Below are 12,756 nucleotides of genomic sequence, written 5' to 3' on the forward strand. Positions count from 1 at the left end.
TTTTGGATGTTATTTTTTTTGCTTGGTTATGCTTGCTTGAGTTTTAGCATTACATTTTTTGTTACAATAAATTCGCGTTAACGAATTTTTACTGCACAAAATTAATCCAATTGGATTGTTTTCAATTTCTTTTAGGTTTTTTTTATAAAAAAAACTCTGATTTGCATTCTTAAAGATGCAAATCAGAGTTTTAAATATTGGACTCCTTGTTTTTAAAGACTATTTGCAAATGGCAATATTTTCAAAAAAAGGATTTATTTAATTTAACTGCATATCTGCAATAATGTTTTGAATCTTTTGATCTAAGAAACTTTCTGCTTCATCAAAATCAGAAACCGATTCGATTTCAGCATTCACACTAATGTAGAATTTAATTTTAGGTTCAGTTCCGCTTGGTCTTGCGCAAATTTTAGAGCCATCCTCAGTATAATAAATCAATACATTCGATTTCGGAATATCCATTGTTGATTCTGAACCGTCTAATAAATTTAAAGCGATAGACGATTGATAATCTTCAACCATAATAACTCTTTGTCCGTTAATTTCTTTCAAAGGATTTTCACGTAAATCGATCATCATTTGATTGATTTCCTGTAAGCCTTCCATTCCTTTTTTGGTTAAAGAAACTAAGAATTCTTTATAAAAACCATTTTCAACATAAAGCTGTAAAAGTTCTTTATAAACAGAGCTTCCCGCAGCTTTTGCCTGAGCGGCAACTTCGCATATCAATAAAGTAGCGGCAACTGCATCTTTATCTCTAACAGCATCGCCAACCATAAATCCGAAACTTTCTTCACCACCTCCGATAAATTCAAGTTCAGGAAAATCTTTGATCATTTTTGCGATCCATTTAAATCCAGTCAAGCCAACTTTACACTCAACGCCATAACTTGTTGCCAATTCCATCATCATTGGAGTTGAAACGATTGTTGAGCCAACGAATTGTTTTCCGTTAAGTTTACCTGCTTTTTTCCATTGTTTCAATAAGAAAGAAGTCATCAAAACCATCGTTTGGTTTCCGTTTAATAAAATCATTTTGCCGTCATTGTTACGAACAGCAACTCCTAAACGGTCGCAGTCAGGATCTGTTCCCACTACAATGTCAGAATTTGTTTTATCTGCTAGAGCCAAAGCCATAGTTAAAGCTTCTGGTTCTTCTGGGTTTGGAGATTTTACCGTTGGGAAATCTCCATCTGGAATAGCTTGTTCCGGAACGATATGAACATTCTTATATCCAGCTTGCGATAAAACATCTGGAATTGATTTTATAGAAGTTCCGTGCAATGAAGTAAAAACAATATGAAGATTGTCTTTGGCTTCGGCAGGCGTATTAAAACTTGCGTTTTCGATAGATGATTTTATAAATGCTTTGTCTATTTCGGTATCAATGTACTGAATCAAACTTTCGTTTGCGTTAAATTTGATTTTGTCATAACCTAAGCTTTCAATCACATTTACAATTTCTTTGTCCTGAGGAGGAACAATTTGCCCTCCATCTTGCCAATATACTTTATATCCGTTGTACTCCGGTGGATTGTGAGAAGCTGTTAAAACAATTCCGCATTGGCATTTTAAATATTTAAGAGCAAAAGACAATTCTGGAGTTGGTCTCAAATCAGAAAACAAATAAACCTGAATTCCGTTTGCCGAGAAAACATCAGCTACCACTTTAGCCAACGTGTTGCTATTGTGACGACAATCGTAAGCAATAACTACTTTTAAAGGTTCGTTTGGAAAAACTTTATGCAGATAATCAGATAATCCTTGAGTATTTTTTCCAAGTGTGTATTTGTTGATTCTGTTATTTCCAATACCCATTACACCGCGCATTCCTCCAGTTCCAAACTCTAGGTTTTTGTAAAAACTCTCTTCAAGTTCTTTTGGAGAAGTAGTCATTAATTCCTTAACCGCAGCTTGCGTTTCCTGATCAAATGTTGGCGTCAGCCATTCGTTTACAGCATTTAATATATTTGGTGCTATATTCATTATATGATTTCGTTTTTATGTTTGTTTAAAAATAGTTTGTTATTGAGAGTTTAAGGTGCTTTATGAAATATTTTTATATCTTAATTAAACATAGATTTAAAAATATAACTTATAAAGAACTTTTTTAAAAATTAACCTCTCGTGCTACTTTATATCTTGCCTCGTTATTTTTTGTTCTTAAAATAATTTCGCCCAAGAATCCTGCTAAAAATAACTGAGTTCCCAAAATCATGGTAGTTAAAGCAATATAAAACCATGGATTGTTGGTAACTAAGCTATATTTCATTCCAGTATACATATGGTACAGTTTAGAAATTCCAATGTATCCAGCGGCTAAAAATCCGATAATAAACATTAAAGAGCCTATTGCGCCAAATAAATGCATGGGTCTTTTTCCGAATCTTGATAAAAACCAAATGGTAATCAAATCTAGAAATCCGTTTATAAAACGTTCCATTCCAAATTTAGTTTCACCATACTTTCTGGCTTGGTGAATTACCACTTTTTCTCCAATTTTTCCGAATCCGGCATTTTTAGCCAAAACAGGAATGTAGCGGTGCATTTCGCCAGAAACTTCAATGTTTTTTACCACAACATTTTTATAAGCTTTCAATCCGCAATTAAAATCATTCAGATCAACGCCAGAAGTTTTTCTAGCGGCCCAGTTGAATAATTTTGACGGAAGATTTTTTGCCACAACAGAATCGTAACGTTTCTTTTTCCAACCTGAAACCAAATCGTATTTCTGAGCTGTAATCATTTCATACAATTCAGGAATTTCGTCTGGACTATCTTGCAAGTCGGCATCCATTGTAATAATAACATCGCCTTTTGCTTTTGCAAAACCAGCATGTAAAGCCTGAGATTTTCCGAAGTTTTTCATGAAACGAATTCCTTTTACATTAGGATTTTCGTTAGAGAAACCTTCAATAATCTGCCAAGAATTATCTGTACTACCATCATCTACAAAAATGATTTCATAAGAGTAATTGTTAGACTGCATCACTTTAATGATCCAAGTGTAGAGTTCTTTAAGTGATTCCTCCTCGTTTAGAAGCGGTATAAGTATAGATAAATTCATTTATATTTTTATTCTTGTGTAGATTTGCTTTTAAAAAATGCTGCGAAAATTAATCCGAAAATTGCGCTTATAACCATAGCAAAAACAGATCCTTTTAATAATTCAAAAGTAGAATACGGATTGCTTTCTTTCATTTTAGCAACAGCTTCATTAATTGCTGAAGCTGGCGTGCCAAATTTCTGCATCATACCAATAGTATATTTGATCATAATTTCGCTCAAAGTGTCTTTTGCGCCTGGATCAATTACATTAAATAATACGATGTTGAAAGTTGTTGATATTAAAATACCAATTACTGCAGCTATAAAATAAGTAGTGAAAGCATCTTTAAAAGGAAAAACACCGTTTAAATCTTTCTTAGTTTTAGAAAGTAAAATGATACTAATTGTAAGGCTTATTACGATTCCTAGTATTCCCATCCACCAAGCTGTAAACAGATTTAAATCAATAGCATAGATTGTAGCTGTAACCAAAGCAGATGCAATTCCGATCATTACACCATACGTAACTCCATTCTTTTTTATAACTTCATTAATCATATTTCGATATGTTTAAAATTAATCCACAAATATAGTAATTCCCACTATAATCGGATATAAAAAAAGCTTTTCGAAATAAACTAAAAAAAAGTAAGCTAACTGTTTGTTTATTAAAAAAGAATTGTAAATTTGCACACTCAAAAATAATTAAATTTTTAAACAAAAAAGAGTATTATTTGTTTACACCTTTTTCTAACCATGAAAAAGCTTCAAAATAAAGGTGCTCCAAACAATAAATAAAAGAAAAGATGAAAAAAGGAATTCACCCAGAAAATTACAGATTAGTTGCATTTAAAGACATGTCGAATGATGAGGTTTTTATCACTAAATCTACTGCAGATACAAAAGAAACAATTGAAGTTGACGGAGTTGAGTATCCAGTTGTAAAAATGGAGATTTCTAGAACATCTCACCCTTTCTATACTGGTAAATCTAAACTTATCGATACTGCAGGACGTATTGATAAATTCAAAACTAAATATGCTAAACACGCTAAAAAATAATAGCTGTTTTAAATTATACAAAAGCCTTCCAATTCTGGGAGGCTTTTTTTATGCGTTAAATATTACTTTTCGTTAAAATGGTTTTTTAGTAAACCGGTAAAATATTCGTAACTTTGAAGCCAGGTAACCAAATCAAATTTTAACAAACACTCAATTATTTATGAACTACATTCTTTTCGACGGTCCCGTTCGGAATGCTTTATTACCCTTTACTTTTACACGGCCGGTAGCTGATATTTTGGTAGGAATTATGACGATTCGTCAGAAATGGGAAAAATATCTTGGTTCGACAATCACTACGATAACCGAAGAATATTTGTCTGAAAAATTTCCAATGGTTGAAATGGAGGAAAATGTAATGATCAACGCAGCGTATTTGCCAAATGATACTCTTGCGGAGATGGTTTCTAATTTGACAGAAAATCAGGCAATCTTTAAAGGTGAAGATGTAATTGCATTTTTTGCGAGCGAAAATCAGGAAGAAGTCGATTTTGATTCTTACGAAATCATTCAGTACAATGAAGATTGTATCACCATTGAACATACTTGGGATATTTTTTCTAAAAACGATGTTGCGATTCGTCAGGATTTTAAATATCTGACAGAAGACCGCACGTCTCAGCCAATTCCTAAAAGTGTTAATGTAATTTCGCCAGAGAATATTTTTATTGAAGAAGGAGCAAAACTAGAGTTTGTAACTTTAAATGCATCGACTGGTCCTATATATATAGGTAAGAATACCGAAATTATGGAAGGAACCGTAATTCGAGGACCATTCGCTTTATGCGAAAATGCAATGGTAAAAATGTCGGCTAAGGTTTATGGAGCAACAACTGTTGGGCCTGGAAGCCGAATAGGAGGCGAGGTTAAAAACTCGGTTCTTTTTGCTAATTCAAATAAAGGACATGAAGGATTTTTAGGAGATTCAGTTTTAGGAGAATGGTGCAATATCGGAGCAGATTCTAATAACTCGAACCTAAAGAACAATTATGAAGAAGTGAAATTATGGAGCTATGAAACAGAAAGTTTTGCTAAAACAGGGCTTCAGTTTTGCGGTTTAATGATGGGAGATCACAGTAAATGCGGAATCAACACGATGTTTAATACAGGAACTGTGGTTGGGGTAAGCGCTAATATTTTCGGAAGCGGATTTCCTCGCAACTTTGTTCCGAGTTTTTCTTGGGGCGGTGCAGCCGGATTTACGACTTATGTAACTAAAAAAGCTTTTGAAACAGCAAGATTAGTTATGAGTAGACGAAATATAGAATTTGATGCAACTGAAGCTGCAATTATGGAACATATTTTCGAGGAAACTAAAAAATGGAGAAAAGACTGATTTTAATGGAGATAATTAGATAATTAGATAATTTTTTGCAAACCCGACAGGTTTTAATAACCTGTCGGGTTTTGTTATTTTAGGGTTTTAGAGAATTTTCTAATTTTCTAATTGACACATTTTCTAATTTTACTTATTTGTCAATTTTAATAAAATCTCCTTTCATGTTGAATTTTAATTCTAAACCGTTGGTAAGTTTTGTTTCATAACCAGAAGTCTCAATTTCTATTTTGGTTACATCTTCTTTAGGAAAATTAGCTTTTATATAAGAAGCAATTTTTTTCGGGATGATAGATTTTGGGACTTTGCCAATTTTGGCGTCCACTTCTTTCCAATTTCCTTTCTTGTCAAATTCAATTTCAATTTTATTGTCAAACTGAACTTTGTATTCTGTAGAAAGAATTTCTTTGTCTTCTAAGATATAGCTCGGTTTTTTAGATCCAAAATGTGTTTTTAAGAATGTTTGGGCATTTGCTGGTAAAGCTTCTTTTTTAATTACGGTTTTTTGTGCATTTGCAGAAAAACCAATCATCAGTCCTGCAATTACGTAAACAGCCAATTTTAATTTCGTTTTCATATTTTGCTGATTTTTAAATTCTTATACAAGGTAAGATTTAAATTTTAAAAATAGAAACAAATCGATTTGGTTTGATTCTTTGCAATTTAGGCTTTGTTTAATTCTTTTAAATTTTTGCATTATCAAATTGTCTCATTGGCAAATTATCTAATTATCACATTTTCAAAATTATCTAATTATCAAATTGGGACATTATCTAATTAAATCTATCTTTGCAGCACGAAAAAAATGGGTAGTCAAATAAACGATTAACCGATTAAACAAAATTCACAAACACAAATGATTACAGTTAACGATATTTCGGTTCAGTTTGGCGGAACTACACTTTTTAGCGATGTTTCTTTTGCTATTAATGAAAATGATAAAATTGCCCTTATGGGTAAAAATGGTGCGGGAAAATCGACACTTTTAAAGATAATTGCAGGTGTAAATAAACCTTCTACAGGAAATATTTCTGCTCCAAAAGAAGCTGTAATTGCCTATTTGCCTCAGCATTTGCTTACTGAAGATGGTGCTACGGTTATGGAAGAAGCGTCAAAAGCTTTCAGTGAGGTTTTTAAAATGAAAGCTGAAATCGACGATATCAATGAGCAGTTGACCGTTCGTACCGATTATGAAAGTGACGAATATATGAAATTGATCGAAAGGGTTTCTGACTTAAGTGAGAAATTTTATGCTATCGAAGAAGTAAATTATGAAGCTGAAGTTGAAAAAGTATTATCAGGTCTTGGATTCGAACGTGAAGATTTTATACGTCAGACTTCTGAATTTTCTGGAGGATGGAGAATGCGTATTGAATTGGCTAAAATCCTTCTAAGAAAACCAGATTTGATTTTGCTGGATGAGCCTACCAACCACATGGATATTGAGAGCATTCAATGGTTAGAAGACTTCTTGTTGACTCAAGCAAAAGCCGTTGTGGTAATTTCGCACGATAGAGCATTCGTAGATAATATCACAAACAGAACTATCGAGGTTACAATGGGAAGAATTTACGATTACAAAGCAAAATATTCTCATTACTTAGAATTAAGAAAAGATCGTAGAATTCACCAGCAGAAAGCATACGATGAGCAGCAAAAAATGATTGCTGAAAATCGTGCTTTTATTGAGCGTTTTAAAGGAACATTTTCTAAAACAGATGCCGTTCAGTCTCGTGTGAAAATGCTTGAAAAATTAGAAATTGTTCAGGTTGACGAAGTAGATACTTCGGCATTGCGATTAAAATTCCCTCCAGCACCACGTTCAGGACAATATCCAGTTATTGTAAAGGAAATGTCTAAATCGTATGGAGATCATGTTGTTTTTAAAGATGCCAATATTGTTATCGAACGCGGACAGAAAGTGGCTTTTGTTGGAAAAAATGGTGAAGGTAAATCGACAATGATTAAAGCGATCATGAAGGAAATCGGCGTTGATTCTGGAAGCGTTGAAATCGGACATAATGCGCAAATTGGATATTTTGCACAAAACCAAGCTTCTTTGTTGGATGAAAATGCAACTATTTTTGAAACCATAGATAATATTGCTGTTGGAGATATTAGAACACAGATTAAAAATATTTTAGGAGCTTTCATGTTTCAAGGTGATGATATCACTAAAAAAGTTAAAGTGCTTTCTGGAGGAGAAAAAACGCGTTTGGCAATGATTAAATTATTGTTGGAGCCAGTAAACTTATTAATTCTGGATGAACCTTCGAATCACCTTGATATGAAAACCAAAGATATTATTAAAGATGCTTTGCGTGATTTTGACGGAACTTTGATCCTAGTTTCTCACGATCGTGATTTCCTTGACGGATTGGCAACTAAGGTTTTTGAATTTGGAAATAAACGAGTAAAAGAACATTTTGAAGATGTGGCAGGTTTCTTAGCGCATAAGAAAATGGACTCTATGAGAGAAATCGAGAAATAATATTTTTCATTAAAATTTGAAAAAGGCATAAGTTTTAATCTTATGCCCTTTTTTTGTTATTGTAACAATATTTTAATGCAATTTTTTTTACATAAAATATCTTTTTTTGTTATTTTAGTACTTCCATTTTCCTGTTGACTATAAGCAGTTAACTTTTGAACTCAAGAATAAAGAGCTGATTTTTAAATCGCTATACAAGCATTAATGTTTCAATTTATTTTAAGCCTATGAGTAAAAGTCTACTAATGCCAATTTTTTTTCTTTTTTTTATAACGCCAACTTTTTTACACGCCCAAGGCGATTTGAATCAAGGAGCCGATAAAACAGATAAAATAGAGAATGAGGAAGTAAAATATCCGCAATTTCAGTTAAAAGGGCTACTTCAAGCCAGATATTTGGAAAGTTTTGGAGATAACGTAGATGTTTTAGGAACTCATCACTCTACTGGAGATGTAACGCAAAGTTCTTTTGATATTAAAAGAATGCGTGTGGGGCTAAATACCAAATTAAGCGAAACTACGGAAATTGTAATTCTGGTGAATTTGGCAGATTTTAAGTCAGATACAAAAGGTAAAGTTCTCGAAAATGCCTATGGAAAATATACTTTCAATAAATATATTGCTCTAACAGGAGGTCAATTTCGTCCAGCTTTTGGTATAGAAGAGCTTGTTCCGGTAGATATTATTAAGTCTTTTGACTTTTCAAATCAATATTATGAATTCGGGAAAAACGGATGGACAAGTTTTCAAATTGGAGCGTCGGCAACTGGAGCTTTTGATATTGGGAAAATTCCAGTGAATTATGCTATTTCGGTTTTAAATGGAAATGGGAAAAATGTAGAAATGGACAAAGACAATGGAAAACAATATTCTTCGAGATGGGTTTTCGGTTTGTCAAAAGAACATAAAATTAATCTGGGCTTGAATGGTGGTTTTGGAAAGGTTTTTAAAGAAGATGTATTTGCGCTAGGAGCAGATATTACAAGCGATTTTAAACTAACCGATAAACTTAGTTTTGATCTGCAGATCGAATATAAACAGGGAACAAACCATAATTTATATTATTCCTTGCCAGTTGAAAGCCGAACAGATAATGTTGCCGATTATCAAATGCGAGGTATTTATTTCTTGCCGAACTTTAGATATGAGGTAAATTATCAAAAACTTACTGCGCTTGAATTGTCGTGTCGTTACGAAACTTTCGACCCTAGTTATAAAATTAATTCAAACGTGCGTACCACTTACACGCCAATGATTAGTTTAGAATTCGGAAAGTCGTATACAGGCCGTATCGAAATGGGATTTGAAATTGACAGATTCGATAAAAGCATCCCGGATACATCAACCTACAACGATAATTTATTTTTAATTCAGTTACAGCTCAGAATTTAACTCACTTAATTTTTGTTTTTATGAAAGAAGTAAAAATTCCACAGACCCTAATTACGCTGGCAGTTTTAGTTGCCATTTGGTTTATTCCAGCTCCAGAAGGCGTTGTGACAGAGGCTTGGCATTTATTTGCCATTTTCGTAGCTACTATTTTAGGAATCATCTTAAAAGCAGCTCCGATGGGAACTATGTGTATGATTGCAATTGCTTTGACAGCTATGTCTCAGGTTTTGGCTCCAGGAGATCCTGGAAAATCGATCACGCTGGCATTAAAAGGATTTGGAGATAAAGTAATTTGGCTTATTGGAATTTCATTTTTCATCGCAAGAGGATTTATAAAAACAGGTCTTGGAAATAGAATTGCTTTTTTATTCATAAAAATATTTGGGAAAAGTTCTTTAGGATTGGCTTATGGTTTAGGATTGGCAGATTTGGTTCTAGCGCCAGCCGTTCCGAGTAATACCGCTAGAGGAGGAGGAATTGTTTATCCGATTATGAAATCAATGTCAATGAGTTTTGGTTCAATGCCAGACAAACCTGAAACACATAGAAAATTAGGGGCATATTTGACATTGAATAGTTATAACATGAATTTGATTGCTTCTTCTATGTTTTTAACAGGAACTGCAAGTAATCCGATGTGTCAGAAGTTTGCTTTGAATTTAGGGATAAAAATCAGCTGGATGTCATGGGCAGCTGCTGCAATTGTTCCGGGTTTGTGTGCTTTTATTGTAATTCCATTTGTGCTTTACAAAATTTATCCTCCAGAATTAAAAAAAACTGGTGATGCTCCGCAGATAGCAACGCAGAAATTAAAAGAAATGGGGGCGATAACAAGAAATGAATGGATGATGTTGCTAACATTTTTTATTCTGCTTTTCCTTTGGATGACAGGGGATTTATTTTCTATCGATGCAACTACAACTGCCTTTATAGGGTTGGTAATTTTGCTTTTGACTTCAGTATTGACTTGGGATGATGTAAAAGCCGAAAAAGGAGCTTGGGATACCATTGTTTGGTTTTCTGTTCTGGTAATGATGGCCAGTTCGCTTAACGAATTGGGTTTTATTGCTTGGTTTAGCGATTTAGTGAAAGCAGAAATTGGCGGGTTAAGCTGGCAGATGGCTTTTCCGATTATTATATTAGTGTATTTCTTTAGTCATTATCTTTTCGCAAGTGCAACCGCACACGTTGCAGCAATGTATGCGGCTTTACTTGGTGTTGGTGTTTCGCTCGGAATTCCTGGGTTACTGCTAGCATTTATGCTTGGTTTCGTCGGATCTCTTTACGGAACTTTAACGCATTATGGTCATGGTCCGGCACCCGTATTTTTCGGGAGTGGCTACGTTGACCTAAAGAGCTGGTGGGTCAAAGGGCTTATAACCGGTTTGGTTATGCTCTTGATCTATATGGTGATAGGAGGATTGTGGCTCCGAATTATTGGATATTTTTAGATTCTAATTCCTGGAGGAAGTAACTCTTTATATTTAGGGTTTTTCTTGAAAAATGAAACAATCTTTGGATGGATAGGAACTACTCTGTAATTTTTTTCAGAACTTAAATCTAAAATATTCTTAAGTAAGGTATTGATTGTTTCTTCGTTTTCGTACGAATCAGGTTTGTTGATTTTGGTTAAAAAGATTTTTTTTTCTTGAAATTGATACTCAACTGCTAACATTCCTTCAGGGATGACAGTTTCGAATTGGCGTGCAAATGTGTTGTCTTTGATTTCCATAGTTACAGAAGTTTCCATACTAATTTCTTGTTAGGTTATTGGTAAATAGTGAATTTGGGATTCGAAACATGTATTGAAAGAAAATTCTTTATAAGATTTAAAATCAAAAAATATTTCGAAATGCAAAGGTAATCATTTGATTTTCAATATTAAATTATTTTTTGCAGCTGTAAACTTTAAGTTATTGTTTTGAAGTTTGATTTTTTGAGTCAGATGTAATAAATAGGTCTGAAATTTGATTATCATGATATTAAAAGAAGTAACTTTATTTTTTAAGAATAAATATCCCAATCGTAATTTCATTTTAATGTTATGAGTAAAATTCCAGTTTATTTTATGCCGGGTCTGGCAGCGAGTTCATCTATTTTTGAAAGGATAAAATTGGATGAAAATATTTTTGAAACGCATCTTCTCGAGTGGGAAATTCCAAACCCTAAAGAATCTTTATCAGATTATGCGCTTCGAATTAGTAAAAACATAAAAGAAGAAAATCCTGTTTTAATCGGAGTTTCTTTTGGAGGCATCTTAGTTCAGGAAATTTCGAAGCATATAAAAGCGCGAAAAGTCATTATAATATCAAGTGTAAGAAGCAATCATGAATTTCCTAGAAGAATGAAAATAGGAAAGCGAACAAAAGCTTATAAACTAATCCCGATGCAGTTGATTCTTAATATTGAAAAGCTTGCCAAGTTTTCTTTTGGAGAAAAAGTCAATAAGAGAATAAAATTATACGAGAAGTTTCTATCTGTACGCGATTTAGGTTATCTGCAATGGGCTGTAGAAAGTGTAATCTTATGGGATCGAGATAAAATTGACGAAAATGTAGTGCACATTCACGGAGATCAAGACGAAGTTTTTCCAATTAAATATATTGATAAATGCATTTTGGTTAAAGGGGGAACCCATATTATGATTCTCAATAAGTATAAATGGCTGAATGAGAATTTACCTTCGATAATACTGGATTAAATTCCAATTTTAAAAAATCCAAATTCCAAATCTTTGTCAAAGTTTTAAACTTTGACAAAGGTGTATTTAAGGACATTTACACGCGATCTTGTCATTTCGACCGTAGGGAGAAATCTTCGCAAGTAGCTCGACAAAGAAATTCAAAAAAGTATGAGAATCTGCATAATCGTTTTAATGTTAATTTTGGTCGGATGTAAATCTCCAAAAAAAGATTACGACTTTACTTTCTTTAAAAGGAATATTCATGAAGCGTATTATTTGAAGTTTAATTCTTCGGATACGCTTTATTGTGTAGATGCCTCTAGAATTAAGTTAGAGACTTCTTTTGCAATTTTAAATAAAGAGCAAAAAGAAAGAATTCAAAATGTATTAGACACTATAACTTTTCCAAAGAATGATACTTTTGAAGATATAGTGTTTAATGATGGAGAAACCAATGCGTTCGTATTAAAGAATGGTAAGGAATCTAAAAAGCTTAAAATTTATGGGATTTCTGGTCCTAAACAGTTTTGGCATTTTGGAGAAACATTAGATAGAATTAAGCTCAATCTTCAGTTTTTTAAAATAAATAAAAAAATAAATTTAAGAGAAATCAATAAAATGGTAATTTCAGAGGTGAAATTTGTACCTCGTAGAAAAGATTCTTTAAAATAAATGGATTTATAAAAAGTAACCAAAAAGTTTTGTCCTCCTGAGCGGAGTCGAAGGATCGCATGCTAAATCTATTC

12 protein-coding genes are annotated in these 12,756 nt (G+C 33.1%); 7 read left to right on the plus strand and 5 right to left on the minus strand.

Going from position 1 to position 12,756, the window contains the following annotated elements:
• Window positions 1-258 precede the first annotated feature (258 nt).
• From FF52_RS09070 to FF52_RS09080, 3 genes are all read right to left on the minus strand, one after another.
• Window positions 259-1,986, minus strand: a complete 1,728-nt coding sequence (locus tag FF52_RS09070; RefSeq protein WP_008464813.1) for a phospho-sugar mutase — start codon at window positions 1,984-1,986, stop codon at window positions 259-261.
• 124 nt (window positions 1,987-2,110) lie between these two features.
• Window positions 2,111-3,067: a glycosyltransferase family 2 protein gene (locus tag FF52_RS09075; protein ID WP_008464814.1), complete on the minus strand. Its 957-nt coding sequence runs from the start codon at window positions 3,065-3,067 to the stop codon at window positions 2,111-2,113.
• Between the two features lie 8 nt (window positions 3,068-3,075).
• Window positions 3,076-3,606, minus strand: coding sequence for a DUF4199 domain-containing protein (locus FF52_RS09080; protein WP_008464815.1), 531 nt, complete (start codon window positions 3,604-3,606; stop codon window positions 3,076-3,078).
• A 248-nt stretch (window positions 3,607-3,854) separates the two neighbouring features.
• On the opposite strand from FF52_RS09080, the gene FF52_RS09085 reads away from it, so the two are divergent.
• Both FF52_RS09085 and FF52_RS09090 read left to right on the plus strand, forming a co-directional pair.
• Window positions 3,855-4,109 (plus strand): type B 50S ribosomal protein L31, encoded by a 255-nt coding sequence (locus FF52_RS09085; protein ID WP_008464817.1) that lies wholly within the window; start codon window positions 3,855-3,857, stop codon window positions 4,107-4,109.
• Window positions 4,110-4,269: 160 nt separating this feature from the next.
• Window positions 4,270-5,445: a GlmU family protein gene (locus FF52_RS09090; protein ID WP_008464820.1), complete on the plus strand. Its 1,176-nt coding sequence runs from the start codon at window positions 4,270-4,272 to the stop codon at window positions 5,443-5,445.
• Window positions 5,446-5,578: 133 nt separating this feature from the next.
• Here the strand turns inward: FF52_RS09090 and FF52_RS09095 are convergent, their stop codons facing one another.
• The gene (locus tag FF52_RS09095) at window positions 5,579-6,022 is read right to left on the minus strand and encodes a PepSY-like domain-containing protein (RefSeq protein WP_008464822.1); all 444 of its coding nucleotides are present in this window, start codon (window positions 6,020-6,022) and stop codon (window positions 5,579-5,581) included.
• A 279-nt stretch (window positions 6,023-6,301) separates the two neighbouring features.
• Here FF52_RS09095 and FF52_RS09100 point away from each other — a divergent pair, with 279 nt between their 5' ends.
• The 3 genes from FF52_RS09100 to FF52_RS09110 all read left to right on the plus strand — a co-directional run bounded on the left by FF52_RS09100 (window position 6,302) and on the right by FF52_RS09110 (window position 10,778).
• Window positions 6,302-7,936, plus strand: a complete 1,635-nt coding sequence (locus FF52_RS09100) for an ABC-F family ATP-binding cassette domain-containing protein (protein ID WP_008464824.1) — start codon at window positions 6,302-6,304, stop codon at window positions 7,934-7,936.
• 245 nt (window positions 7,937-8,181) lie between these two features.
• Complete coding sequence (locus FF52_RS09105) at window positions 8,182-9,327, plus strand: porin (RefSeq protein WP_008464826.1); 1,146 nt, start codon at window positions 8,182-8,184, stop codon at window positions 9,325-9,327.
• A gap of 20 nt (window positions 9,328-9,347) precedes the next feature.
• Window positions 9,348-10,778: an anion permease gene (locus FF52_RS09110; protein ID WP_008464830.1), complete on the plus strand. Its 1,431-nt coding sequence runs from the start codon at window positions 9,348-9,350 to the stop codon at window positions 10,776-10,778.
• On the opposite strand, the gene FF52_RS09115 is transcribed toward FF52_RS09110, so the two are convergent.
• A complete protein-coding gene (locus tag FF52_RS09115) occupies window positions 10,775-11,077 on the minus strand; it encodes a GNAT family N-acetyltransferase (RefSeq protein WP_008464832.1) in 303 nt (100 codons plus the stop codon). The genes FF52_RS09110 and FF52_RS09115 overlap by 4 nt on opposite strands.
• Window positions 11,078-11,371: 294 nt before the next feature.
• On the opposite strand from FF52_RS09115, the gene FF52_RS09120 reads away from it, so the two are divergent.
• Window positions 11,372-12,028 (plus strand): YqiA/YcfP family alpha/beta fold hydrolase, encoded by a 657-nt coding sequence (locus FF52_RS09120; RefSeq protein ID WP_035691271.1) that lies wholly within the window; start codon window positions 11,372-11,374, stop codon window positions 12,026-12,028.
• Between the two features lie 174 nt (window positions 12,029-12,202).
• Window positions 12,203-12,682: a hypothetical protein gene (locus FF52_RS09125; protein ID WP_035691273.1), complete on the plus strand. Its 480-nt coding sequence runs from the start codon at window positions 12,203-12,205 to the stop codon at window positions 12,680-12,682.
• The last annotated feature ends 74 nt before the right edge of the window (window positions 12,683-12,756 follow it).

The organism is Flavobacterium sp. F52, from assembly GCF_000278705.1.
GTDB lineage: Bacteria > Bacteroidota > Bacteroidia > Flavobacteriales > Flavobacteriaceae > Flavobacterium > Flavobacterium anhuiense.

Excerpts from the sequence above, each read along its gene's own strand:
- FF52_RS09125 (WP_035691273.1), top strand. The coding sequence starts at position 12,203 with ATGTTAATTTTGGTCGGATGTAAATCTCCAAAAAAAGATTACGACTTT.
- FF52_RS09090 (WP_008464820.1), top strand. The coding sequence starts at position 4,270 with ATGAACTACATTCTTTTCGACGGTCCCGTTCGGAATGCTTTATTACCC.
- FF52_RS09120 (WP_035691271.1), top strand. The coding sequence starts at position 11,372 with ATGAGTAAAATTCCAGTTTATTTTATGCCGGGTCTGGCAGCGAGTTCA.
- FF52_RS09085 (WP_008464817.1), top strand. The coding sequence starts at position 3,855 with ATGAAAAAAGGAATTCACCCAGAAAATTACAGATTAGTTGCATTTAAA.
- FF52_RS09110 (WP_008464830.1), top strand. The coding sequence starts at position 9,348 with ATGAAAGAAGTAAAAATTCCACAGACCCTAATTACGCTGGCAGTTTTA.
- FF52_RS09100 (WP_008464824.1), top strand. The coding sequence starts at position 6,302 with ATGATTACAGTTAACGATATTTCGGTTCAGTTTGGCGGAACTACACTT.
- FF52_RS09075 (WP_008464814.1), bottom strand. The coding sequence starts at position 3,067 with ATGAATTTATCTATACTTATACCGCTTCTAAACGAGGAGGAATCACTT.
- FF52_RS09115 (WP_008464832.1), bottom strand. The coding sequence starts at position 11,077 with ATGGAAACTTCTGTAACTATGGAAATCAAAGACAACACATTTGCACGC.
- FF52_RS09070 (WP_008464813.1), bottom strand. The coding sequence starts at position 1,986 with ATGAATATAGCACCAAATATATTAAATGCTGTAAACGAATGGCTGACG.
- FF52_RS09080 (WP_008464815.1), bottom strand. The coding sequence starts at position 3,606 with ATGATTAATGAAGTTATAAAAAAGAATGGAGTTACGTATGGTGTAATG.
- FF52_RS09105 (WP_008464826.1), top strand. The coding sequence starts at position 8,182 with ATGCCAATTTTTTTTCTTTTTTTTATAACGCCAACTTTTTTACACGCC.
- FF52_RS09095 (WP_008464822.1), bottom strand. The coding sequence starts at position 6,022 with ATGAAAACGAAATTAAAATTGGCTGTTTACGTAATTGCAGGACTGATG.